Here is a 23,230-nt window from a genome sequence, read left to right as displayed (position 1 = left end):
GGCAGGCATGACACGACTTTCCATCGACCAGCAAGACGCGTGGCGCGCCTTGTCAGCGCATGCTCAGCAGATGCGTGGCTCGCACCTGCGCGAGCTGTTCACGGCCCGGCCCGGCCGGCATGCGGCCTTTACTCACCGCGCCGCCGGGTTGACGCTGGATCTCTCCAAGCAGCGCTGGAGCGACGAGACCCTGGAGCTGCTGCTTGACCTGGCCCGGGAGGCCCAACTGCCGGAAGCGATCCGCGCGCTGCTTGATGGCGAGCGCGTCAATCGCAGTGAGGATCGCCCCGCGCTTCACACTGCCCTGCGACTGCCGCCGGACGCCTCGTTGCGCGTGGAAGGAAATGATCTGGTGCCCTCGGTACATGCCTGCCTGGATCGTATGGCTTCGATGGTCGAAAGCTTCCATGCCGGGCAGTGGCGCGGCGCTACCGGGCGAGCGATTGGCCACGTGGTTAACCTCGGCGTCGGCGGCTCGGATCTCGGACCGCTGATGGTGACCCACGCCCTGTCGGATTATCGGCTCCAGGGGGTCCATGAGGTCGAGGTTCATTTCGCCTCGACCATGGACGGCTCCCAGCTCGCCGATTACCTGGCCAGGCTCAACCCCGAGACCACGCTCTTCGTGCTGTCTTCCAAGTCCTTCACGACCATCGATACGCTCTCCAACGCGCGCACCGCGCGGGACTGGCTGATGGCGCGCCTGGGCAATGAGGAGGGCGTCGATGACGCCTTGGTGATGCGCCAGCACTTCATCGGCGTCTCGGCGAGCCCCGAGAAGATGTGCGAGTGGGGCATTGCCGAGGCCCACCAGCTGGAGTTCTGGGAATGGGTAGGCGGCCGTTATTCGCTGTGGGGTTGCATTGGCCTGCCCATCGCACTGGTGGTGGGTATGGCGCGCTTCCGCGAGCTGCTTGCGGGTGCCCACGCCATGGATCGCCATTTCCGCGAGGCACCGCTTGCCGACAACCTGCCGGTCTTGCTGGCGCTGGCGGGTATCTGGAACGTCAACTTCCTGGATATCCGCGCCCATTCTATCCTGCCCTACGATGGCCGGCTCGAGTATTTCGCCGCCTATCTCGAGCAGCTGGAAATGGAGTCCAACGGCAAGTCGGTGACGCACGACGGCGACAAGGTGAACTATTCCACCTGCCCGGTGCTCTGGGGCCAGCTCGGACCCAATGCCCAGCACGCCTTCTACCAGCTGCTGCATCAGGGCACCCAGGCCGTCGAGTGCGACTTCATCGCGCCCCTGGTGCGCTACGACGACGTCACCGACGAGGCGACGCGACACCACCTGATGGGCCAGCATCGCCTGACGCTGGCCAACTGCTTCGCGCAGTCGCGGGTGCTGATGCTGGGCGACGACGCCATCGCCGACGACGGTCCAAGGCCCGGCCACAAGCGCTACCGTGGCAATCAGCCCTCTAGTACGCTATTGCTCGATCGCCTCACGCCAGCGACCCTGGGCGCGCTGATCGCGCTCTACGAGCATAAGGTGTTCGTCCAGGCGACCATCTGGGATATCAATCCCTTCGACCAGTGGGGAGTGGAACTCGGTAAGCAGATCGCCGGAGAAACCCAGCACATCCTCGAGCACCATGAGGGGCTTGAGGCCATGGACGAGTCCACGCGCGCCCTGATCGAGGCGGTCTGGGCGGCGGAACAGGGATCGCGATGAGGCTGGCTGTTTGTACAGGGGTTGCGGTATGCTGAGTCCTTCGCTGACGGCGCCATCCGCCAGCGGCGTTCTCTATCTGCATGGTTTCAACAGTGGCAGCGCCTCGCCCAAGGCGGGGCTGGTGCGCGCGGCCTGCGCTGCGCTGGGGGTCGTCTGCGAGTCGCCGCAGTTGCCGCATCGTCCGGTGGCGGCGCTGGCCCTGGCCGAGGCTCGACTTGCCGGCCTGGGCCCGACGCCGCTGGTCGTCGGCAGTTCGATGGGCGGTTTTCTGGCCACGTGCCTGGCCGAGCGACACGCGTTGCGGGCGGCATTGATCAACCCGGCGGTGGCGCCGGCGCAACTGGTGACGGACTGGGTGGGGACGGCGTTTGCCAATCCCTATACCGACGAATCGTTCAGCGTGACCGACACCCATATCGACGAACTCGCTGCGCTGACCCCCGAGAGGGTCACACCATCGCACTATCTGGTGCTGCTCGGCACCGCCGACGAGACGCTCGATCCCGGCGTGGCGTTTCGTTGCTACCGGGGGTCGCGCACCATCCTGCATCCTGGCGGGAACCACGGTTTCGACGCCCTGGCGGGGTATCTCCCGGCGATTTTCGCTCATGGTGGCCATAGCCTGGCCCCCGGAGACATCACTCAACTGGACATCGACGACGCATGACACAATACAGTGCCAGCTCCATAGAAGTCCTCTCTGGCCTCGAGCCGGTGCGCAAGCGCCCCGGCATGTATACCGACACCTCGCGGCCCAACCATATGGTCCAGGAGGTCGTCGACAACAGCGTCGACGAGGCGCTGGCCGGCCATGCGGGCGAGATCAGCGTGCGGCTGTTCGAGGACGGCGGCATCGAAGTGACCGATGACGGCCGGGGGATGCCCATCGACATGCACCCGGAGCACGGCCTGTCGGGAGTCGAGCTGATCATGACGCGGCTGCATGCCGGCGGGAAGTTCTCGCAATCGAGCTACCGCTTCTCCGGTGGCCTGCACGGCGTCGGCATCTCGGTGGTCAACGCCTTGTCGCGGCGTCTCGAGGTGGAGGTGCTGCGCGACGGCAACCGCTACGCCATGGCCTTCGAACACGGCGAGAAGGCCACCGACCTCGACATCATCGGCAGCGCGCCCAAGCGCGCCACCGGCACGGTGCTGCGCTTCTGGCCCGAGGCGAGCTATTTCGACAGCCCCAAGCTGTCGCTGTCGCGGCTGAAACACCTGCTGCGGGCCAAGGCGGTGCTGTGCCCGGGGCTCAAGGTCACTCTGGTGGAGTCCGATGGCGCCGAGAGCGTCTGGCAATATGCGGATGGGCTGCGCGATTACCTGGCCCAGGCGACCGATGGCTATGAGGTGCTGCCGGACTCGCCCTTCATCGGCCACTTCGCCGATGACGAACACGGCGTGGATTGGGCGATCCAGTGGCTGCCCGAAGGCGGCGAGGCGCTGCTCGAGAGCTACGTCAACCTGATTCCGACGCCCCAGGGCGGCACCCACGTCAACGGCCTGCGCTCCGGCATGCTCGATGCGCTGCGCGAGTTCTGCGAATACCGAAGCCTGCTGCCGCGAGGCGTGAAGCTGACCGCCGAGGATCTGTGGGAAAAGGTCGCCTACGTGCTCTCGGTGAAGATGCTCGACCCCCAGTTCGCCGGCCAGACCAAGGAGCGGCTGTCGTCGCGCACCGTGGCGGGGTTCGTCTCCGGGGTGGTCAAGGACGCCTTCTCGCTGTGGCTCAATCATCATGTCGATCAGGCCGAGGCGCTCGCCGAGTTGGTGATCAACGCCGCCCAGCGTCGCCAGAAGAGCGCCAAGAAGGTCGCCCGCAAGAAGATCACCAGCGGCCCGGCGCTACCCGGCAAGCTGGCCGACTGCTCGGGCCAGGACCCGGCCGCCAGCGAGCTGTTCCTGGTGGAAGGCGACTCGGCCGGCGGCAGCGCCAAGCAGGCGCGCAATCGCGAGACCCAGGCGATCCTGCCGCTGCGCGGCAAGATCCTCAATACCTGGGAGGTGGAGTCCCACGACATCTACGGCTCCCAGGAGGTCCACGACATCGCCGTGGCCGTGGGGATGGACCCGGGCAGCGACGATCTCACCAAGCTGCGCTACCACAAGATATGTATCCTGGCCGACGCCGATTCCGACGGTCTGCACATCGCCACCTTGCTGTGCGCGCTTTTCGTGCGCCATTTCCCGACCCTGGTCGATTCTGGCCATGTGCACGTGGCGATGCCGCCGCTGTATCGCATTGATCTGGGCAAGGAGGTGCACTACGCCCTGGACGAGAGCGAGAAGACGGCGATCCTGCGCAAGCTCGAGGGCAAGCGCGGCACGGTAAACGTCCAGCGCTTCAAGGGCCTGGGCGAGATGAGCCCGCTACAGCTGCGCGAGACCACCATGGCGGTGGAGACCCGCCGCCTGGTGCAGCTCACTCGCGAAGCCGGCGACGGCACCATGGAGATGATGGACATGCTGCTGGCCAAGAAGCGCTCCGCCGATCGCAAGAGCTGGCTCGAAGACTATGGCAACCTCGCCGACATCGACGTATGAAAGGGCTCACTGAATGACCATGGATATCCAGGTGGCGGAAGGCGATGTCGAGCGCCTTTCGTTGCGCGAGTATTCCGAGAAGGCGTACCTCGACTATTCGATGTACGTGATTCTCGACCGGGCGCTGCCGCACATCGGCGACGGCATGAAGCCGGTGCAGCGGCGCATCGTCTACGCCATGCGCGAGCTGGCGCTGTCCGCCAATGCCAAGTACAAGAAGTCGGCGCGTACCGTCGGCGACGTGCTGGGCAAGTTCCATCCCCACGGCGACAGCGCCTGCTACGAGGCCATGGTGCTGATGGCCCAGCCGTTCAGCTATCGCTACCCGCTGGTCGACGGCCAGGGCAACTGGGGCAGTCCCGACGATCCCAAGTCGTTTGCCGCCATGCGCTACACCGAGGCGCGGTTGTCGAAGTTCGCCGAGGTGCTGCTCGCCGAGCTCGGCCAGGGCACGGTGGACTGGACGCCCAACTTCGACGGCACCATGAACGAGCCGGTGGTGCTGCCGTCGCGGCTGCCCCACGTGCTGCTCAATGGCGGCACCGGTATTGCGGTGGGCATGGCCACGGATATCCCGCCGCATAACGTCAGCGAGGTGGTCGAGGCTACCTGCTACCTGCTGCGTCATCCCGAGGCGACCACGGCGGAGCTGATCGAGCACGTGCCGGCGCCGGACTTTCCGACCGAGGCGGAGATCATCACGCCGCGCAGCGACCTGCGCAAACTCTACGAGAGTGGCCGGGGCTCGGTGAAGCTGCGTGCCCGCTACGTGATGGAGGAGGGCAGCATCGTGGTCACCGCACTGCCCTACCAGGTCAGCGGCTCCAAGGTGCTCGAGCAGATCGCCGCGCAGATGCAGGCCAAGAAACTGCCGATGGTGGCCGACCTGCGCGACGAGTCGACCCACGAGGAGCCGACTCGCCTGTTGATCGAGCCACGCTCCAACCGCGTCGATGTCGAGGCCTTGATGGCGCACCTGTTCGCCACCACCGACCTCGAGAAGAACATCCGCGTCAACATGAACGTCATCGGTCTCGATGGCCGCCCGCGGGTGATGCCGCTGCCGGACATGCTTGGCGAGTGGCTGAAATTCCGGCGCACCACGGTACGCCGACGCCTCGAGCACCGCCTGGGCAAGGTCGAGGACCGCCTGCATATTCTCGAGGGGCTGCTGGCCGCCTATCTCAATCTCGACGAAGTCATCCGCATCATCCGCGAGGAGGACGAACCCAAGGCGGCGCTGATCGCGGCCTTTGACCTCAGCGACCGCCAGGCCGAGGCGATCCTCGAACTGCGCCTTCGCCATCTCGCCAAGCTCGAGGAAATGAAGATTCGCGGCGAGCAGGACGCGCTGGAAGCCGAGCGGAAATCCCTCCAGGCGCTGCTGGGCAGCGAAGCCAAGCTCACCAATCTCATCGAAAAGGAGCTGCGTGCGGCCGGCAAGGAGCACGGCGACGCCCGCCGCTCGCCGCTGGTCGAGCGCGAGGAGGCGCGTGCGCTCTCCGAGGTCGAGTTGGTCGGCGCCGACCCGGTCACGGTCGTGATCTCCGAGAAAGGCTGGATTCGCAGCGCCAAGGGGCACGAGATCGACCCCGCCGGGCTCTCCTACAAGGCGGGTGACCGCTTCGCGCTGGTGGCGCGGGGCAAGACCAACCAGCCGCTGGTGCTGCTCGACGATACCGGGCGGGCCTATACGCTGACCGCGCACAACCTGCCCAGCGCTCGCGGCCAGGGGGAGCCGGTGACCAGTCGCGTCAACGTGGTGGCCGGCGCGCATATGGCCGGCGTGATGCTGGCGCCGCCCGCCAGTCGTTTCCTGCTCGCCTCCGACGGCGGCTATGGTTTCGCCGTCAGGCTCGAGGAACTGGTCGGCAAGAACAAGTCGGGCAAGGCGGCGCTGAGCGTGCCCAAGGGCTGCAATGTATTGCCACCACGTGCCATTCCCGATAGCGAACAGGCCTGGGTGGCGGCGATTTCCAATGAAGGGCGCCTGCTGGTGTTCGCCATCGAGCAGTTGCCGGAGATGACCAAGGGCAAGGGCATCAAGATGATCGACATCCCCGGCGCTCGCGCGGCCCACCGCGAGGAGTTCGTGCGTGACCTGGTGGTCCTGCCGGCGGGTGCGTCGCTGGTGGTCCACGCCGGCAAGCGCAAGCTGACCTTGAAAGACAGCGACCTGGACTATTATCGCGGTGAACGCGGGCGGCGGGGCAGCAAGCTGCCACGCGGGCTGCAGAAAGTCGACAAGCTCGAGGTGCTGGCATGACCCGACGATTGCTGATTCGCGCCACCGGCACGGCGCGCCCCGGCCAGCTGGCGGAGCTGGGCAGGGCGCTGGCCAGGAGTGGCGCCAGGCTGCTGGATATCAACCAGAGCGTGACTTTTGGAGTGATGTCACTGGAGGCACTGGTCGGGCTCGATCAGGATATCGATCTGGAGCGGGCCCTGGCCACGGCCGGGGACAGCCTGGGGCTGGATGTCCAGGCGATTCAGGTCAGCGCCGAGGACTATCAGCGCTGGAGCGTGCAGGCGAGCCAGCCGCGCTTGATCCTGACGCTGCTGGCGCCGCACCTGCCGGCGGGCATTCTCGCCGAGGTGGGGGCGCTGACCGCCGAGTACGGGCTGACCGTGGAGCTGATCCATCGTCTCTCGGGTCGCGAGCCGCTCGACGGCGGCGTGCCGCGCGATCATCGGATCCAGGGCTCCTGCGTCGAATGCTGGCTGCGTGGCGAGGAGATCGACCTTGACGCCCTGCGCGAGAAGGCGCTTGCCCTGGGCGCCATGCACGGCGTGGATATCGCCATTCAGGAAGATTCCATCTGGCGGCGTCATCGTCGCCTGGTCTGCTTCGACATGGATTCCACGCTGATCCAGGCCGAGGTGATCGACGAGCTGGCGCGCTGTCACGGCGTGGGCGACGAGGTCGCCGCGATTACCGAGCGAGCCATGCGCGGCGAGCTGGATTTTCAGCAGAGCTTTCGTGAGCGCATGCGCATGCTCAAGGGGCTCGATGAAGCGGTGCTGGCCGAGATCGCCGAGAGTCTGCCGCTGATGGACGGTGTGGAGCGGCTGATGACGCACTTGAAACGACTGGGCTACCGCACGGCGATTCTCTCGGGAGGCTTCACCTACTTTGCCCGCCACCTCCAGCAGCGGCTCGGTTTCGACGAGATCCACGCCAACGAGTTGGTGATCGAGAACGGCAAGGTGACCGGCGAGGTCCACGAGCCGATTATCGACGCCGACCGCAAGGTTGCGCTGCTGCGCGAAATCGCCGCGCGCGAGGGACTCGCCATGGAACAGACCATTGCCGTGGGTGATGGCGCCAATGATCTCAAGATGCTGGCCGCCGCGGGGCTGGGCATCGCCTTTCGCGCCAAGCCGCTGGTGCGCCGCCAGGCTCGCCACTCGATCTCCACCCTGGGGCTCGACGCGGTGCTCTATCTGATCGGATATCGCCAGGGCGACCTGGAGGAGCAGAGAGAGTGAGCACTTCCTTCGAGACCTGGCGCGATCGCTTCGAGCGGCTGCGTTCCAACAAGGCCTTCGAGCTGACGGTGATCACCATTATCGTCGTTTCGGCACTGCTTATCGGTGCCAAGACCTACGAGGAGACCAACCGTTTCCAGCAGTGGCTGCTGGTCATGGACGTGGCGATCACAGTGTTTTTCCTGGTGGAAATTCTCATCCGCATGGCGGCTGAGAAGCGCCTGCGCGATTTCTTTCGCCGCGGGTGGAACGTCTTCGACTTCTTGATCGTGACCGCCAGTTTGATTCCCCTGGACGACTCGGAGATGGTGCTGCTGGCGCGGCTGCTGCGGGTATTCCGGGTGCTGCGCCTGGTATCGATGATCCCTGAACTACGGATGCTGATCGCCGCACTGCTCAAGTCGATCCCGCGCATGGGGTATGTGGCGCTGCTGATGTTCATCATCTTCTACATCTATGGTGCCGTCGGCAGCTTCCTGTTCGCCAGCGTGGACGAAAAGCTCTGGGGCAATATCTCGCTGGCCATGCTGACGCTGTTCCAGGTGGCCACCTTCGAGAGTTGGGCCACGGCGGTGCTCTACCCGACCATGGAGACCTATCCCTACGCCTGGATCTACTTTCTCACCTTCATCTTTCTCACCGCTTTCGTCTTTCTCAACATGATGATCGGCATCGTGCTCGATGTGATGCAGAAGGAGAACATGCTGATGGAGCTCGAGAGCGGGGAGGGTGAGGCCGCCGAAATGCAGGGGCTTCGCCAGGATGTCCGTGAGTTGCAGGGCCAGCTCAACCGCATGGAAGCGCTGCTGGAAGGCCACGACAGTCACCGGCACCATCAAAACGCAGAGTGAACCAGACAAGACTGATCGCTGATTCGTTCTATCATGACGAGTGGCGATCAAGCACTTGAGGAGATCCGCCATGACCCCTACCTCTATTCCGGCGACCTTGCCCTTCCTGCCGCCGTACCTGCTCGAGCGCATCGCCAGCTCGGCGAGTCCGCGGCTGCGCGAGTGTGCCAGCCAGACCCTGGTGGTCGACCGCCATTTTCGTGCTCGCTCAGGCGCCTTGGCCCTGCCGCCGGGCAGCTCTGTACGTGGAGAGCCGGCCCGTTATGTCTATACCGCCGATCAACTACAGACGCTGCCCGGGCGACTGGTGCGTCGCGAAGGCGAGGGCGACAGCGGTGATCCTTCTATCGATGAGGCTTATCATGGCCTGGGGGCGACCTATCGTCTGTTCTGGGAAGCCTTCGGTCGCCATTCCATCGATGACCGGGGCATGGCGATGCTGGCCACGGTGCACTACGGCAAGGACTACGAGAATGCCTTCTGGGATGGCAGCCAGATGGTCTTCGGCGAGGGCGATGGAGAGCTGTTCAACCGTTTCACAAGCGCGCTGGATATCGTCGCCCACGAGCTGAGTCACGGGGTCATCCAGCATGAGGCCGCGCTGATCTATGCCGATCAGGCCGGAGCGCTCAACGAGTCGCTCGCCGATGTCTTCGGCAGCCTCGCCAAGCAGCATGAGCAAGGACAGCGTGTCGACCAGGCCGATTGGTTGATCGGCGAGGGTCTCTTCACCGAGCGTGTCGAGGGACGGGCGCTGCGCTCGATGGCGGAGCCCGGCACCGCCTATGATGACCCCCTGCTGGGCCATGATCCCCAGCCGGGCCATATGCGCGATTTCGTCGTCACTCAGGCCGATAACGGCGGCGTGCATATCAATTCGGGCATTCCCAACCGGGCCTTTCATCTCGCTGCGATGGCCCTGGGCGGCCATGCCTGGGACACCGTGGGACCCGTCTGGTACGACACCCTGATCAACCGCGGGCTGGCAAGAGATAGCGACTTTGCGGCCTTCGCCGCGTTGACGTTGACCACCGGCGCTGCGCGTTTCGGGACGACGAGCCGGGAAGTCGCGGCGGTGCACGAGGCCTGGCGCGCCGTGGGCGTGCTGCCATGAGCGCGTCCGACACGCTGCCGACCCTGACGGCGTCCAGCGTGCTGCGCCTCAGTCGCGAGGGCGGTGTCGCGCACTTCCCGGGGTTGGCGCGCCCACGACGCATCGAGTGCCGCCAGTGCAGCGCGGCCCAGCGGAGTGAACTGCAACAGTTGCTCGAGGCAGTAACCCGCGCCTGTATGTCCGAGGTGTCGCCTTCGGGCGTCGATCGACGCCTGATGTTACTGAGCGTCGAGGAGGCCGATGGCAAGGTCATATGGACGCGGCAGATCGCCGAAGACGCGGCGCCCGAGGCGCTGCTTCGCTGGTGGCGTGAGGCCGGCGCCGAGCAGGATTGAATGACCATCTTTTGCCCTTGGCTTGACAAGCGGGTCACAGACTGATTTTCTGGTAACCATGATTATGACCTTTCGCCACCTCAGCTTGGACCTACGACTACTAACCGACCACTAAACGTGTCGGGCGATGCCTTGCGCATCGCGTCTTTCAGGTCAGTTGAGGTAACGAAATGTCTTCCATCCCCCGTTTTTTCCGCACTCGCTGCTGTTCTCGCCCAACCGTTTCTTGTCCGACAGTCATTGGCCGCGTGAACGGTTTTGCCGTGCCCCCGGCGCCCCGGTATGCTCAATGCATCCGGGGCGTTGTCGTGTGTGAATGCCGCCCGACGTCAAACAACCGAGTCGCCAGCCCAGGGAGAATGCCATCATGATGCTCGACAACCCCGCTTCGAAATATCAACCCTTCGTTGCCGTCGATCTGCCGGATCGCCAATGGCCGTCTCGACGCATCGAGTCGCCACCGCAGTGGTGCAGCGTCGACCTGCGTGATGGCAACCAGGCCCTGATCGACCCGATGGACCTGGAGCGCAAGCAGCGCCTCTTCGACCTGTTGGTCAAGGTGGGCTTCAAGCAGATCGAGGTGGGCTTTCCCTCGGCGTCGCAGACCGACTTCGATTTCGTGCGGTCCTTGATCGAGGAAGACAAGATTCCCGACGACGTGAGCATCCAGGTGCTCACCCAGGCTCGCCCGCCACTGATCGACCGTACCTTCGAGGCGCTGGAGGGAGCCAAGAACGCCATTGTTCACGTCTACAATGCCACCGACCCGATGTTTCGCCGTGTGGTGTTCGGGGTCGACAAGGCCGAGTGCGTGCAGATCGCCGTGGAAGCCACCACCCGGATCCGCCAGCGCATGGAAGCGGCGCCGGCGACCCAGTGGACCTTCCAGTACTCACCTGAACTCTTCACCACCACCGAAATGGACTTCGCCGTGGAGATCGTCGAGGCAGTAATGGGGGCCTTCGAACCGACTCCCGAGCAGCGGATGATCGTCAACCTGCCGGCCACCGTGGAAGTCGCCCCGCCCAACAACTACGCCGACCAGATCGAGTGGTTCTGTCGCGAGGTCAAGAACCGAGACGCGCTGATCGTCAGCGTTCACCCTCATAACGATCGTGGTACCGGCGTGGCCGCCGCCGAGCTGACGCTGATGGCGGGTGCGGATCGCGTGGAGGGTACCTTGTTCGGCAATGGCGAGCGTACCGGCAACGTCGATATCGTGACCCTGGCCATGAACATGTACACCCAGGGCGTTCACCCGCAGCTCGACTTCTCAAATATCACGCCGTTGATGCGCGAGGTCGAATACTGCAATCAGCTGCCGGTGCACCCGCGCCATCCCTATGTCGGCGATTTGGTCTTCACGGCCTTCTCGGGCTCTCATCAGGACGCGATCAAGAAGGGCATGGCCGATCGTCGCGCCCACCCCGAGGCACGCTGGGAAGTGCCTTACCTGCCCATCGACCCCATGGATGTCGGCCGCAGCTACGAGGCGGTGATCCGGGTCAACAGCCAGTCGGGCAAGGGGGGTATCTCCTACCTGCTGGAGCAGGAGCACGGCATCGAGTTGCCGCGCCGGCTGTCCATCGAGTTCAGCCAGGTCGTGCAGGAAGTCGCCGATCGCACCGGGCGCGAGATCACCTCGACGATGATCTACCAGGCTTTTGCTGATGAATATCTGGCGCGGAACTCGCCCTTCGCACTGTTTGGGCATCGCCTGTCATCCGAGCCCGACAGCCCCCGCGTGAGCGTGGAGGCCACCATCGAGGAGCGTGGCGAGCGTCGGGTCATCCAGGGCGAGGGCAATGGCCCGCTGGCGGCCTTCATCAAGGCGCTGGCCGCGGCCGGTCACGACGTGGAGATCATCGACTACCACGAGCATTCCCGCGGCCAGGGGGCCGATGCCGAGGCCATCGCCTATGTGGAAGTGCGCATCGACGGCAAGGCGGTGTTCGGTGTGGGCACCGACGAGAGCATCACCAGCGCCTCGATGAAAGGCGTGATGAGCGCCATCAACCGTTATCTCTTGACCCAGGCCGCGGCGCCCAATGTGACAGCCGAGAGCCTGGCCGTGACTAAATAGCCGAAATGCGGCTGACCCAGAAACAGCTCGGCGCTTAAAGCGGCGTCTTGCTGGCTTCGCCGGGGATCTCGCGCACCAGCCTCGGCATTAGAAACCCCGGCAACACCCGGCGCAGGCCCGCGACCAGTTCGCGGGCCTGGTCGTCGTCGACATCGAAATGCGCCGCGCCGGCCACCGGGTCGAGCACATGCAGGTAGTAGGGCAGGATGTCCGCCGCGAAAAGCCGCTCGGAAAGGGCTGCCAGGGTCTCGATGTCGTCATTGATGCCGCGCAGCAACACGCTCTGGTTGAGCAGGGTGACTCCGGCGTCGCGCAGCTTTTTACAGGCCGCGACGACGGCGGCGTCGATCTCGTTGGCATGGTTGATATGCAGCACCATCACCTTCTGCAACCGCGTGGCGGCGAGCCAGCCGAGCAGGGCCGCGTCGATGCGGTCCGGGATTACCACCGGCAGGCGGGTATGCACGCGCAGCCGTGTCAGGTGCGGGATGGCGTCGAGCCGCTCGACCAGCCAGGCGAGCTGACGGTCGTTTGAGGCGAGAGGGTCGCCGCCGGAGAGGATCGCCTCGTGGATGGTGGCATCGGCGCGCAGGTAATCGAGCGTTTTTTTCCACTGGACGCGGGACGGCGCGTTCTGCTCGTAGGGGAAGTGGCGTCGAAAGCAGTAGCGACAGTTCACCGCGCACGCAGGGCTGGCAATTAACAGCACCCGGCCGGCGTATTTCTGGATCAACCCGGGGGCCGGGGTATGGTCGGCCTCCTCGAGCGGGTCGTTGACGAAGCCGGGTGTCGTCTCGGCTTCGGCGCTCACTGGCAGTACCTGAAGCAGCAGCGGGTCGCGGCTGTCGCCGGGTCGCATACGGGCGAGATAGGCTTCGGGTACGCGGACCTCGAACAAGGCGTGGCCGCGCTCGGCGCCGGGCAGCCAGGCATCGTCCAGGCCCAGCCGGCGGCAGAGTTCATGCGGATCGCGAATCGCGCGGGCCAGCTGGGTCTGCCAGGGCGACTGTACGTCCAGCGGTTGCGCCTCCCGGTCGGGGCGCTGCAAAAGAGCAGGGCTTCGGGTTATCATGCGCCACACCAATCAATGCGGGCGAAGGGTCGACCTCGCCGAATGTCGTTTGCTTGCACGTCGCCGCTGATTGCCGGAGGCGTGCTCGAATATGAGTGAGAAATCATGGCGAACTATTCTACCAATGAATTCAAGGGCGGTCTGAAGGTTATGCTGGATGGCGATCCTTGCACGATCGTCGAGAACGAGCTCGTCAAGCCCGGCAAGGGCCAGGCCTTCAGCCGCGTGAAGCTTCGCAATCTGATGACCGGCCGCGTCGGCGAGCGCACCTTCAAGTCGGGTGACTCCCTGGAAGGCGCCGACGTGCTCGAGCTGGAGATGGAGTACCTCTACAACGACGGCGACATGTGGTACTTCATGAAGACGGATGGTTCGTTCGAACAGTATGCGGTGGAAAAGCGCGCGTTGGGCGATACCGAGAAGTGGCTCAAGGAACAGGTGCCCTACACCGTGACGCTTTGGAACGACAACGCCATTGCCATTTCTCCGCCCAACTTCATCGAGCTGGAAGTCACCGAGACCGACCCGGGCGTAAAAGGCGATACCGCTCAAGGCGGCTCCAAGCCGGCGACGCTGTCCTCGGGAGCGGTGGTTCGTGTGCCGCTGTTCATCAATGAGGGCGAGGTGTTGAAGATCGATACCAGGTCCGGCGATTACGTCAGCCGCGCTTGACAGAGGCCCTTCCTGCGCTTGCTTGGAGAGGGCGTTAGCTTCGCTGAATACTGTTTCAAGGCCACGCTTCGGGCGTGGTCTTGGTGCTTCTGGAGGCTTATCAATGGAAGTTGACTGGCGGCCCAGCGCGAGTATCGAGACCCTTCGCGAGCGCGCGCGCCTGCTGGCCGAGGTCCGGGCCTTCTTCGCCGAGCGCAAGGTGCTGGAAGTGGAAACGCCGGTGCTCGGCCATGGCGGCAGCACCGACGTGCATCTCGCCTCGCTGTGCCTCGAGGCGACGACCCCCGCCGGCGGCGAGCGGCTCTGGTTGCAGACCTCGCCGGAATTTCACATGAAGCGTCTGTTGGCCGCCGGCAGCGGGCCGATCTTCCAGCTGGCGCGCAGTTTTCGCGACGCCGAGGTGGGAAGTCGCCACAATCTCGAGTTCACCATGCTCGAGTGGTATCGGCCGGGGCTCGCGTTGGACGAACTAGTCGAGGAAACCACCGGGCTGATCCGCCGGGTACTTCAACACGACCCCGGGCCGGTATGTCGGCGGCGCTATCGCGAGCTGTTCCGCCACGCACTGGGCATCGACCCCTTCACCGAGCCGTTGCCGGCACTGCGTCGGCTGGCCGGTGAGGAAGGTGGGCTGTCGATGGCCGACAGCGACCGCGACGGCTGTCTGGACCTGCTGATGGGGCTGGTCATCGAACCTCAGTTGGGGCATGAGGGCATCGAGGTGGTAGTGGATTATCCAGCGAGCCAGGCGGCACTGGCGCGGCGTCACCGCGACCCGGAAGATGGGGAATGGGTCGCGTCGCGTTTCGAGGTCTATCTGGCGGGGCTCGAGCTCGCCAACGGCTATGACGAGCTCACCGAGGCCGCCGAGCAGCGCGCGCGTTTCGAGCAGGACAACACGATGCGACGTCGGCAGGGGCTGCCCGAGGTCGACATCGATACACGGCTGCTGGCGGCACTCGCGCATGGCATGCCGGCCGGCAGCGGGGTGGCGCTGGGAATCGACCGGTTGATACAGCTCGCGCTGGACAAGGCGAGCGTGGCGGAGGTCATGGCCTTTGCGACTCCTCGCTGCTGAATGGGAAGCTGCCCAGCGATGCGCACACTCTTACCTTGGTCTTGGGTGCCAGGCGATCATCGAAGTCGACCTTGCCGGCGAAGGCCATCACCACGGTGGAGCCGAGCTTGAAGCGGCCCATTTCCTCGCCTCTTTCCAGGCGCACCGGTCTGTCGAAGCGGACGCGCTGTACTTGACCCGAGAGCGGCGTGACTTGCCCGGACCACACGGTCTCGATGGCGGCGACGATCATCGCACCGACCAGCACCACCACCATGGGGCCGTACTCGGTATCGAAGTGGCAGACCAGCCGCTCGTTGCGCGCGAACAGGTTGGGGACATGGTCGGTGGTCGCCGAGTTGACCGAGAACAGCCGTCCGGGGACATAGACCATTTCGGTGAGCGTCCCGCCGAGCGGCATGTGGACACGGTGATAATCGCTTGGCGAGAGGTAGACGTTGGCATAGCTGCCGCCACGGTAGCGTCTCGCTGTTTCCTCATCGCCGCCGAGCAGGTCGGCTACAGAGAAGCGCCGGCCCTTCGCCTGCAGCAGGCAATCGGCTTCGATGGCGCCGAACTGTGACAGGGTGCCGTCGGCGGGGGAAAGCAGTCCCTCACCGAGCGGGCGGGCCTCCGGCTTGAGTTCGCGGGTGAAGAAGTCGTTGAAGGTGGCGTAGGCCGTGTGATCCGGCTCGGCGGCCTCGCGCATGTCGACCTTGAAGGCCTTGATGAAGGCGCGGATCAGGGCGTCCTTCAGCCACACGAGGCGGCACTCGGCGAGAAACCCCACTAGCCGTGAGAGCAAGTGGTGGGGAATGGGGTACTGGATCAGGGAAAAGAGCTTGGAGAGTGACAAGGGTGGAATTCCGTCCTATTTCTCGATGGGGGTGTCGTCGCGGTTGCCCCATTCCTTCCAGGAGCCCGCATAACCGCGAATCTTCTCGAACCCCAGCGCCCTGCCCACCAGCCACGTGAAACCGCTGCGGTGATGGCTCTGACAGTAGGTTGCCACTTCCATGTCCGGCGTCAGGCCCAGCGCCTCGAGTTCGGTGATCAGCTCGGCGTAACCGCGAAGGCGCAGGGCGCGCTCACGATCCATGGCTTGGGTCCATTCCATGTTCACGGCGCTGGGAATGTGTCCCAAGTGCTTGTTGTTGCCTTTCTCGCCCCGGTATTCGGCCCTGGAGCGGGCATCCCAGACGGCGAAGTGTCGATCACCGAGGCGATCCTGAATCTCCTGACGATCGATGGCCGCTTCGGGGTGAAGGATGCCCGCCTCGTAATGGCTGGCCGTGGGCGCGTGGGGCTCGGTGGATAGCGGCAGGGCATCCTCGCGCCAGGCATGAATGCCGCCGTTGAGATAGGAGTAACGGGTATGACCGAGCAGCTCGAGGGTCCACAGCAGGCGCCCGGCCCAGCCGCCGCCTTCGTCGTCGTAGGCCACAACGTGAGTATCGCGCGTCAGCCCCAGCGAGGAGAACAGCCGGGAAAGCGCCTCCGACGAGGGCACGTCATTGGGGACTTCGCCCTCGCCACGCAGCAGCTCACGATGGTCGAGGAACACCGCACCGGGCACATGCCCCTGGTCGTAGCTTTCGGCCTTGGCTGGGACGTCGATGATCAGCAGCGAGGGCTCATCGATATACGCCGCGAGCTGGTCGGGTTCGACAATCAACGGCAGCAGGTTGTCTTCGGAACTCATGGCAGTCTCCTGGCTCGGGTCAACGTAGCTTAACGGGGCGTTGAGGTCGCGGGGTCGTTGAGGCTGTCGACGATGCGCCGATAGCTGGCGAAGCGCTCCGGGTGAATCTTGCCGCGCTCCACGGCGCCAAGCAGGGCGCAGCCGGGTTCCTGACGGTGGCGACAGTCTCGGAAATGGCAGCGGCCGAGCCATTCATGGAATTCGATGAAGCCCTCGGCGACCTGCTGTTCGTCCAGATGCACCAGGCCGAACTCGCGGATGCCCGGTGAATCGATCAGCTCGCCGCTGTCGGCAGGGCCGGTGGCAAGGTCTTCGCCGCCATGATCCCCGGTGGCTGGGTTGTTGGCATCGGTGCCGGGTAATCGATACAGGCGGGCGGTGGTGGTGGTATGGGTGCCCTTGCGCGAATCCTTGGACAGCGCCCCGATACGCAGTTCCTCGTCCGGCAGCAGGCGGTCGATTAATGAGGATTTGCCCACCCCGCTCTGGCCGACGAAGACCGAGGTGCGCCCGCCAAGCCGCCTGCGCAGCGCGGTCAGGCCGTCCTCCCGGGCGGTGGTGGAGTTCACGACCGCATAGCCCAGGCCTTCGTAGCGGCCGAGCAGGTCGCGTAATTCACCGCCGCCAACGGGCAGCAGATCGATCTTGTTCAGCACCAGCACCGGTGCGATGCCGGTAGCCTCGGCGGCGACCAGGTAGCGGTCGATCAGGTTGGCGTGCGGCGCGGGCTCCACGGCGAAGACGATCAGTATCTGATCGATATTGGCCGCCACGGGCTTGAGCTGGCCGCGGGCATCGGGGCGCTCGAGCACGCTCTCGCGCTCGCCGCGCGCGACCACCACACCGTCGATTACCCGGTCGTCGGCGTCGCGGGCGGCACGCCAGATCACGCGGTCGCCGGTGACCAGGCCGTCGAGATTGGCACGCAGGTGGCAGCGTACGATCTCACCGCCGCCGTCCGGCGCCACGTTCAGCGTGCGGCCGAAGTGGGCGACGACGCGGCCGGGCTGTTCAGGGCCATATTCCCCGGCGGCCAGCTTGTCACTGTCCCGGGTGTCGTGCTTCTCGGCGCGCCTGGCACGCTCCGCCTGGACTTTCTCGACTCGCCAACGCTGCTGACGACTCAGGTTACGTTTGCTCATGGGGGCCCGATGCTCGGTACAATGGGGGCATTGTACCCACCACGAGCGGCCGCTGTCGTCAGCCACCGTTCTTCAAGCACCGTTCCTTCAAGCTCCATCTCTCAAGTATTGTCACTCAAGGAAGTCTCTTCATGTCCGCAAACGACACGCACGATCCGCGCGCCAATCGCCTGGTGTGGATCGATCTGGAAATGACCGGGCTCGATCCTCAGCGCGAGCGCATTATCGAGGTCGCCACGCTGGTCACCGACAACGCGCTCAACCTGATCGCCGAAGGGCCGGTACTCGCCGTCCATCAGCCCGAGGCGCTGCTGAGCGCCATGGACGACTGGAATCGCAAGACCCATGGCGAGTCGGGGCTGATCGAGCGGGTCAGGCAGAGCGAGATCGGCACCGCCGAGGCACAGCGCCAGACACTGGAATTTCTAAACGCCCACGTTGCCCCCGGCAGCTCGCCCATGTGCGGCAACAGCGTGCACCAGGATCGGCGTTTTCTCGAACGTGAAATGCCGGCACTGCTGGGCTTCTTCCATTACCGCAATCTCGATGTCTCGACCCTGAAGGAACTGGCCAAGCGCTGGAATCCTGGCGCCATGGCCGGCTTCGAGAAGTCCGGTGCGCACCTCGCCATGGACGACATCCGCGAGTCGGTCGCCGAGCTTGCCCATTACCGCAAGACCTTCCTGATCGTGCCCGAGGATACGCCGGCGTGACGGCTCACGCCGAGGCGATCAGCGCCTCGCGCTTGTCTCGCTGACGAGCCAGCGCCCAGCGCACATGCTCGCGCACCAGGTCGGAAGGGTAGGGCAGGCGTGCCCGCAAGGCGGCTTCGACCGTCTCGCTCCACGGCGCGTTACCGAGCCCCACCGCCAGGTTGCGCAGCCAGCGTTCGTAGCCGATGCGGTGGATGGGGCTGCCGGCGGTCTTGTCGAGAAATTCCTGCTCGCCCCAGGCGAACAGCGAGACCAGGCTGGCTCGGTCCAGGTCATGACGGGGGGCGAAGTCGGCCTCGTCGCTTGCGCGGGTGAAGCGCGTGAAAGGGCAGACCAGCTGGCAGTCGTCGCAGCCGAATACGCGATTGCCCATGGCCTCGCGATAGCGCTCGGGAATGGCACCGAACAGCTCGATGGTGAGATAGGAAATACAGGCCCGGGCATCCACCACGTGGTCCTCGACGATGGCGCCGGTGGGGCAGGCGCTGCGACAGGCGCTGCAGCTGCCGCAATGCTCGCCCTCGAAGGGCGCGTCCACGGGTAGCGGCAGGTCGGTGTAGAGTTCGCCGAGAAAGAACAGCGAGCCGGCCTTGGGATGAAGCAACATGGCGTTCTTGCCGAACCAGCCGAGGCCGGCCTTTCTGGCCAGCGCTCGCTCCATCACCGGGGCGGAATCGACGAAGGCGCGATAGCCGAACGGCCCGGTTTCGGCCTCGATCCACTTCGCCAGGGTCGCCAGGCGCTTGCGCATCAGCTTGTGGTAGTCGCGGCCGGTGGCGTAGCGGGAGACATAGGCCTTCCGCGGCTGGCCGAGGACCTTGGTGGTTTCCACCTCGGCGGGCAAGTAGTCCAGGCGCACGCTGATCACCCGCACGGTGCCGGGGATCAGTTCCTCGGGCCTTGTGCGCCGGGTGCCGTGCTTGGCCATGAAGCCCATCTCGCCATGATGACCCGCGGCGAGCCAGCGCTCGAGGCGTGCCTCGTCGGCGCTAAGGTCGATATCGGTGATGCCCAGCTGCTGGAAGCCGAGCTCGCGCCCCCAGGTCTTGATCCGCGCGGCCAGGGCGTGCAGGTCGGGCTGGGCGTCGGCCAATGTGTCGGGCTGCGTATGGGACATAGTTGCGGACATCGTCACCGGGGCATGTATGGGAGAAACCGCTATTGTGGAAATACGGCTGATGCCATCTCTCGGCACTTGGCGAGAGGCGGTCAGTTCTTACACTGGATGATAAAGCATCGCCTTCAGGGGAGACACCGATGTCCGTCGCGTCATTTGCCCACCGCGCCGACCCGGGTCGCGCGCTCTACCGCGCCGAGCAGGTGCGAGAGCTCGATCGGCGTACCATCGCCGCCGGCACCCAAGGATTTGCGCTGATGCAGCGCGCCGCCGCCGCGGCCTGGCAGGACCTCAAGGTGCGCTGGCCCGGGGTGCGCGCGATCAGCGTGCTGTGCGGCGGCGGTAACAATGGCGGTGACGGCCATGTGCTGGCGGCACTCGCCGCCGCCGAAGGAGTGACGGTGCAGCGCATCGTCCTCAAGCCCCTCGAGGAACTCGGCGGTGATGCCCGCCGCGCCGCCGGGATGGCCTCGGCCGGCGGGGTCGCGGCGATTGACTGGCAGCCGGGGCTCAGGTTGAACGGCCAGGTGGTGGTCGATGCGCTGCTGGGGACGGGGCTGACCGGTGAGGTGCGTGGCGCTTTCCGCGAGGCCATCGCGGCGGTCAACCAGAGTGACAAGCCGGTGCTGGCGCTCGACATCCCCTCCGGTCTGCATGCCGATACCGGTGCGGTGCTGGGTCTGGCGATTCGCGCGACACTGACGGTGACCTTTATCGGCGACAAGCTGGGCCTGCATACCGGGGCGGCGTCGGCGTATGTCGGCGAGCTGGCGTTCCGGAACCTTGAGGTCGATGCCGAGGCCGAAACGGATCTTTTGCCTGCGGCGCGGCTGCTCGGGGCAGGACTGGTCGCGGCCGCGATGCCGCCCCGCTCGCGTAGCGCGCACAAGGGCGATTTTGGCCATGCACTGATACTTGGCGGTGCGCCAGGGTTCGGTGGCGCGGCGCTGCTCGCCGCGGAGGCCTGTGGGCGGCTGGGCGCCGGCAAGGTGAGCCTTGCGACCTCGCCCGAGCATGTCGTGGCGAGCCTGGTACGACGGCCCGAGGTGATGGTGCATGGTGTGCGTGGCGCGAGCGAGCTGGGGGAATTGCCGCACCAGGCCGATGCCCTGGTGGTCGGGCCGGGATTGGGGCAGGGCAGTTGGGGGCAGGGCATGCTCCAGGCGGCCCTGGCGGCCGGCAAGCCGCTGGTCGTGGACGCCGATGGCCTCAATTTGCTGGCGACGCGTTTTACCGGTGAGCGACGCGACGACTGGATTCTCACCCCCCACCCGGGCGAGGCGGCACGCCTGCTTCGGATCAGTGCTTCTGAGGTGGAGGCCGACCGTCCTGCGGCGGCCCAGGCGCTGCAACGCCAGTTTGGTGGTGCGGTGGTGCTCAAGGGAGCCGGCAGCCTGGTGATCGGCTCTGAGGGGCTGGTCGTCTGCCCCTTCGGTAACCCCGGCATGGCCAGTGGCGGCATGGGCGATGTGCTCACGGGCATGTTAGGCGCCTTGCTTGCTCAGCGTTTTGTACTAGAGCAAGCCGCAAGGCTTGGGGTGCTGGTACATGCTCTGGCCGCCGACCTGGCGGCTGATGATGCCGGGGAGCGTGGTCTGCTGGCCAGCGATCTGGCATCCTATGCGCAACTTTTGATCAACCCCGGGACTGGCGAGGACCATGCTGCTGCGACTCGATGACGAAAATGCCCAGGTCGCCTTCGGCAAATGCCTGGGACGGGCGCTTGGCGGGCAAGGTAGGGTGCACCTGGCCGGTGAGCTGGGTGCCGGCAAGACGACACTAACGCGTGGCCTTCTGCGTGCCCATGGCTATAGGGGAGCGGTCAAGAGTCCGACCTATACGCTCGTGGAACCCTACGAGCTCGATGACGCGCGCATTCATCATTTCGATCTCTATCGCCTGGGCGATCCCGAAGAGCTTGAGTTCATCGGGGGGCGCGACCTGCTGGGCGACGACGCCCTTTGCATTATTGAATGGCCGGAACGTGGCGAGGGCTGGTTGCCGCCCCCGGATCTGAGCATCGAGCTCACCATCGCCGGCCAGGGCCGCCAGGCGAAAGTTGGAGCCAAAAGCGAGCAGGGTCAGCGCGTGCTGGCGCGCCTCCAGGCCGACCCGGCACTAGAGACGATGATCATGGAGCGTCTCGAGCCTGACGAAGGGAGTGCGACAGCATCATGACGTTACCGGTTCTTGTCTTGCGCCGCCTGGGGGCGCTGGGCCTGTTGATGGCAACGCTGCTGGCGGGCGCAGCCCAGGCCGGCCAGGTCGACAATCTGCGGCTGTGGGCGGCCCCCGATCATGCAAGATTGGTGTTCGACCTGGCCTCGCCCACCCAGGCCAATGTCTTCGCCCTGGACAACCCGCGCCGCCTGGTCATCGATCTCGACGACAGCCGCATGGCCGCCGCGATCGAGGACCTGGATCTTTCCGGCAGTGCGATCAGCGAGGTGCGAAGCGGCACTCGCAATGGCAATGGCCTGCGGGTGGTACTGGAGCTAGAGCGCGCGGTGGAGCCGCGTCATTTCACGCTGGCACCCAACGACCAATACGGCCACCGCCTGGTGGTGGACCTCGAGTATCCCGGCGAGAGCGCCGTCGAGGACCCCATCGATCCCATCGAGGCGATGATTCGCGAGCAGGAAATCATCGCCAGTCGCGGCCAGACGATGTCCGAAAGCAGTTCCGGCCAGGATGCCTCAGCGCCCACCGAAGCCCTCAAGCCGGCGCAGCCGCATCCCCGACGTGACATCATCGTCGCCATCGATGCCGGCCATGGCGGCGAGGACCCCGGTGCCATCGGACCCGCCGGCACTCGCGAGAAGGATGTGGTGATGGAGATCGCCCGTCGCCTGCAGGGGCTGGTCGATAGCGCTGAGGGGTTTCGCGCGGTGATGATCCGCGATGGCGACTATTACGTGGGACTGCGACAGCGGACCCGCATCGCGCGTGAGCAGAAAGCCGATTTCTTCGTCTCCATCCATGCCGACGCCTTCAACAGCCCGCGTCCCAACGGCAGCTCGGTCTATGCGCTTTCCCAGCGTGGCGCGACGTCAGAGACCGCGCAGTGGCTAGCCGCCAGCGAGAACCAGGCCGACCTGATCGGCGGTGTCGATGGCAGCCTCTCCCTCGATGACAAGGACGAGGTGCTGCGCGGCGTACTGCTCGACCTGACGATGACCGCGACCCTCAACGATTCCCTGACTATCGGCGGTCAGATGCTCGACCAGTTGGGGCGCGTCAATCGGTTGCACAAGCCGAGGGTCGAGCAGGCCGGCTTCGTGGTGCTCAAGTCGCCGGATATTCCTTCGCTGCTGGTCGAGACGGGGTTCATCTCCAACCCCGAAGAAGAGCGACGCCTTAACGATGGTGGGCACCAGCAGAAGATGGCCGAGTCGATGTTTGGCGGCATTCGTGGTCATTTCCAGCGCAATCCGCCGCCCGCCAGCCTGCTGGCCTGGCAGCGCGACCGCAATCGCGATACCGATGACAACGATTACCGTATCCAGCCCGGCGATACCCTGTCGGAGATCGCCGCCCGTCATGATGTGCCGGTGGCACAGCTACGCCAGGCCAACGAGCTCAACGGCGACGTGATTCGTGTCGGCCAGGTGCTGCGCATTCCCCGTTCATGAGCTTCGAGATGCGAGCTTTGAGAAGT

Annotated in this window: 20 protein-coding genes; 15 read left to right on the top strand and 5 right to left on the bottom strand. The window is 65.2% G+C overall.

What is annotated here, in order from left to right; all coding sequences use genetic code 11:
• Nucleotides 1-7 precede the first annotated feature (7 nt).
• The 9 genes from pgi to leuA all read left to right on the top strand — a co-directional run bounded on the left by pgi (nucleotide 8) and on the right by leuA (nucleotide 12,097).
• Entirely contained in the window at nucleotides 8-1,681 is a 1,674-nt protein-coding gene (gene pgi, locus BM341_RS08835) for a glucose-6-phosphate isomerase (RefSeq protein ID WP_089795028.1), read from the top strand.
• Between the two features lie 28 nt (nucleotides 1,682-1,709).
• Complete coding sequence (locus tag BM341_RS08830; RefSeq protein WP_089795026.1) at nucleotides 1,710-2,348, top strand: YqiA/YcfP family alpha/beta fold hydrolase; 639 nt, start codon at nucleotides 1,710-1,712, stop codon at nucleotides 2,346-2,348.
• Complete coding sequence (parE, locus tag BM341_RS08825; RefSeq protein ID WP_089795024.1) at nucleotides 2,345-4,225, top strand: DNA topoisomerase IV subunit B; 1,881 nt, start codon at nucleotides 2,345-2,347, stop codon at nucleotides 4,223-4,225. Before BM341_RS08830 ends, parE begins: the two co-directional genes overlap by 4 nt.
• A gap of 13 nt (nucleotides 4,226-4,238) precedes the next feature.
• The gene (parC, locus tag BM341_RS08820) at nucleotides 4,239-6,491 is read left to right on the top strand and encodes a DNA topoisomerase IV subunit A (protein ID WP_089795022.1); all 2,253 of its coding nucleotides are present in this window, start codon (nucleotides 4,239-4,241) and stop codon (nucleotides 6,489-6,491) included.
• Nucleotides 6,488-7,714: a phosphoserine phosphatase SerB gene (gene serB, locus BM341_RS08815; protein ID WP_089795020.1), complete on the top strand. Its 1,227-nt coding sequence runs from the start codon at nucleotides 6,488-6,490 to the stop codon at nucleotides 7,712-7,714. Before parC ends, serB begins: the two co-directional genes overlap by 4 nt.
• Nucleotides 7,711-8,565: an ion transporter gene (locus BM341_RS08810; RefSeq protein WP_089795018.1), complete on the top strand. Its 855-nt coding sequence runs from the start codon at nucleotides 7,711-7,713 to the stop codon at nucleotides 8,563-8,565. The genes serB and BM341_RS08810 overlap by 4 nt, the downstream gene beginning before the upstream one ends.
• 70 nt (nucleotides 8,566-8,635) lie before the next feature.
• On the top strand, nucleotides 8,636-9,679 hold the full coding sequence (locus BM341_RS08805; protein WP_089795015.1) for a M4 family metallopeptidase: 1,044 nt from the start codon (nucleotides 8,636-8,638) through the stop codon (nucleotides 9,677-9,679).
• Nucleotides 9,676-10,014: a protealysin inhibitor emfourin gene (locus BM341_RS08800; protein ID WP_089795013.1), complete on the top strand. Its 339-nt coding sequence runs from the start codon at nucleotides 9,676-9,678 to the stop codon at nucleotides 10,012-10,014. Before BM341_RS08805 ends, BM341_RS08800 begins: the two co-directional genes overlap by 4 nt.
• 367 nt (nucleotides 10,015-10,381) lie before the next feature.
• Complete coding sequence (gene leuA / locus BM341_RS08795) at nucleotides 10,382-12,097, top strand: 2-isopropylmalate synthase (protein ID WP_089795011.1); 1,716 nt, start codon at nucleotides 10,382-10,384, stop codon at nucleotides 12,095-12,097.
• Nucleotides 12,098-12,131: 34 nt separating this feature from the next.
• Here the strand turns inward: leuA and epmB are convergent, their stop codons facing one another.
• Complete coding sequence (epmB, locus tag BM341_RS08790; RefSeq protein ID WP_089795009.1) at nucleotides 12,132-13,169, bottom strand: EF-P beta-lysylation protein EpmB; 1,038 nt, start codon at nucleotides 13,167-13,169, stop codon at nucleotides 12,132-12,134.
• Nucleotides 13,170-13,274: 105 nt separating this feature from the next.
• On the opposite strand from epmB, the gene efp reads away from it, so the two are divergent.
• Together efp and epmA are read left to right on the top strand one after the other, a co-directional pair.
• Nucleotides 13,275-13,841, top strand: a complete 567-nt coding sequence (efp, locus tag BM341_RS08785; protein ID WP_089795007.1) for an elongation factor P — start codon at nucleotides 13,275-13,277, stop codon at nucleotides 13,839-13,841.
• Between the two features lie 103 nt (nucleotides 13,842-13,944).
• Nucleotides 13,945-14,919, top strand: coding sequence for an EF-P lysine aminoacylase EpmA (epmA, locus tag BM341_RS08780; RefSeq protein ID WP_089795005.1), 975 nt, complete (start codon nucleotides 13,945-13,947; stop codon nucleotides 14,917-14,919).
• On the opposite strand, the gene asd is transcribed toward epmA, so the two are convergent.
• The 3 genes from asd to rsgA are packed head-to-tail and all read right to left on the bottom strand — an operon-like array spanning nucleotide 14,891 to nucleotide 17,742.
• Nucleotides 14,891-15,754 carry an archaetidylserine decarboxylase gene (asd, locus tag BM341_RS08775; RefSeq protein WP_089795003.1) on the bottom strand — a complete coding sequence of 288 codons (864 nt, stop codon included), beginning with the start codon at nucleotides 15,752-15,754 and terminating at the stop codon, nucleotides 14,891-14,893. The two genes, epmA and asd, sit on opposite strands and share 29 nt — an antisense overlap.
• Nucleotides 15,755-15,769: 15 nt before the next feature.
• A complete protein-coding gene (locus BM341_RS08770) occupies nucleotides 15,770-16,600 on the bottom strand; it encodes a sulfurtransferase (protein ID WP_089795001.1) in 831 nt (276 codons plus the stop codon).
• 29 nt (nucleotides 16,601-16,629) lie between these two features.
• Entirely contained in the window at nucleotides 16,630-17,742 is a 1,113-nt protein-coding gene (rsgA, locus tag BM341_RS08765) for a ribosome small subunit-dependent GTPase A (protein ID WP_089794999.1), read from the bottom strand.
• 131 nt (nucleotides 17,743-17,873) lie between these two features.
• Between rsgA and orn the strand changes: the two genes are divergently transcribed.
• A complete protein-coding gene (orn, locus tag BM341_RS08760; protein WP_089794997.1) occupies nucleotides 17,874-18,455 on the top strand; it encodes an oligoribonuclease in 582 nt (193 codons plus the stop codon).
• 4 nt (nucleotides 18,456-18,459) lie between these two features.
• Here the strand turns inward: orn and queG are convergent, their stop codons facing one another.
• Nucleotides 18,460-19,572: a tRNA epoxyqueuosine(34) reductase QueG gene (gene queG, locus BM341_RS08755; RefSeq protein WP_089794995.1), complete on the bottom strand. Its 1,113-nt coding sequence runs from the start codon at nucleotides 19,570-19,572 to the stop codon at nucleotides 18,460-18,462.
• 140 nt (nucleotides 19,573-19,712) lie between these two features.
• Here queG and BM341_RS08750 point away from each other — a divergent pair, with 140 nt between their 5' ends.
• Genes BM341_RS08750 through BM341_RS08740 form a run of 3 tightly spaced genes read left to right on the top strand, consistent with a single transcriptional unit; the run spans nucleotide 19,713 to nucleotide 23,204 of the window.
• Entirely contained in the window at nucleotides 19,713-21,251 is a 1,539-nt protein-coding gene (locus BM341_RS08750; RefSeq protein ID WP_089794993.1) for an NAD(P)H-hydrate dehydratase, read from the top strand.
• Nucleotides 21,232-21,750 (top strand): tRNA (adenosine(37)-N6)-threonylcarbamoyltransferase complex ATPase subunit type 1 TsaE, encoded by a 519-nt coding sequence (gene tsaE / locus BM341_RS08745; RefSeq protein ID WP_089794992.1) that lies wholly within the window; start codon nucleotides 21,232-21,234, stop codon nucleotides 21,748-21,750. The genes BM341_RS08750 and tsaE overlap by 20 nt, the downstream gene beginning before the upstream one ends.
• Before the next feature lie 47 nt (nucleotides 21,751-21,797).
• Entirely contained in the window at nucleotides 21,798-23,204 is a 1,407-nt protein-coding gene (locus tag BM341_RS08740) for an N-acetylmuramoyl-L-alanine amidase (protein WP_245784228.1), read from the top strand.
• The last annotated feature ends 26 nt before the right edge of the window (nucleotides 23,205-23,230 follow it).

It is taken from the genome of Halomonas korlensis (assembly GCF_900116705.1).
GTDB lineage: Bacteria > Pseudomonadota > Gammaproteobacteria > Pseudomonadales > Halomonadaceae > Halomonas > Halomonas korlensis.
Note: the sequence above shows the minus strand (reverse complement) of the source record. Positions and strands in the feature narration are given on the sequence as shown.

What these genes read in the sequence shown, in the direction of transcription:
- pgi (WP_089795028.1), top strand. Translation starts at nt 8, where the DNA reads ATGACACGACTTTCCATCGACCAGCAAGACGCGTGGCGCGCCTTGTCA.
- BM341_RS08830 (WP_089795026.1), top strand. Translation starts at nt 1,710, where the DNA reads ATGCTGAGTCCTTCGCTGACGGCGCCATCCGCCAGCGGCGTTCTCTAT.
- parE (WP_089795024.1), top strand. Translation starts at nt 2,345, where the DNA reads ATGACACAATACAGTGCCAGCTCCATAGAAGTCCTCTCTGGCCTCGAG.
- parC (WP_089795022.1), top strand. Translation starts at nt 4,239, where the DNA reads ATGACCATGGATATCCAGGTGGCGGAAGGCGATGTCGAGCGCCTTTCG.
- serB (WP_089795020.1), top strand. Translation starts at nt 6,488, where the DNA reads ATGACCCGACGATTGCTGATTCGCGCCACCGGCACGGCGCGCCCCGGC.
- BM341_RS08805 (WP_089795015.1), top strand. Translation starts at nt 8,636, where the DNA reads ATGACCCCTACCTCTATTCCGGCGACCTTGCCCTTCCTGCCGCCGTAC.
- BM341_RS08800 (WP_089795013.1), top strand. Translation starts at nt 9,676, where the DNA reads ATGAGCGCGTCCGACACGCTGCCGACCCTGACGGCGTCCAGCGTGCTG.
- leuA (WP_089795011.1), top strand. Translation starts at nt 10,382, where the DNA reads ATGATGCTCGACAACCCCGCTTCGAAATATCAACCCTTCGTTGCCGTC.
- epmB (WP_089795009.1), bottom strand. Translation starts at nt 13,169, where the DNA reads ATGATAACCCGAAGCCCTGCTCTTTTGCAGCGCCCCGACCGGGAGGCG.
- efp (WP_089795007.1), top strand. Translation starts at nt 13,275, where the DNA reads ATGGCGAACTATTCTACCAATGAATTCAAGGGCGGTCTGAAGGTTATG.
- epmA (WP_089795005.1), top strand. Translation starts at nt 13,945, where the DNA reads ATGGAAGTTGACTGGCGGCCCAGCGCGAGTATCGAGACCCTTCGCGAG.
- BM341_RS08770 (WP_089795001.1), bottom strand. Translation starts at nt 16,600, where the DNA reads ATGAGTTCCGAAGACAACCTGCTGCCGTTGATTGTCGAACCCGACCAG.
- rsgA (WP_089794999.1), bottom strand. Translation starts at nt 17,742, where the DNA reads ATGAGCAAACGTAACCTGAGTCGTCAGCAGCGTTGGCGAGTCGAGAAA.
- orn (WP_089794997.1), top strand. Translation starts at nt 17,874, where the DNA reads ATGTCCGCAAACGACACGCACGATCCGCGCGCCAATCGCCTGGTGTGG.
- queG (WP_089794995.1), bottom strand. Translation starts at nt 19,572, where the DNA reads ATGTCCCATACGCAGCCCGACACATTGGCCGACGCCCAGCCCGACCTG.
- BM341_RS08750 (WP_089794993.1), top strand. Translation starts at nt 19,713, where the DNA reads ATGTCCGTCGCGTCATTTGCCCACCGCGCCGACCCGGGTCGCGCGCTC.
- tsaE (WP_089794992.1), top strand. Translation starts at nt 21,232, where the DNA reads ATGCTGCTGCGACTCGATGACGAAAATGCCCAGGTCGCCTTCGGCAAA.
- BM341_RS08740 (WP_245784228.1), top strand. Translation starts at nt 21,798, where the DNA reads ATGGCAACGCTGCTGGCGGGCGCAGCCCAGGCCGGCCAGGTCGACAAT.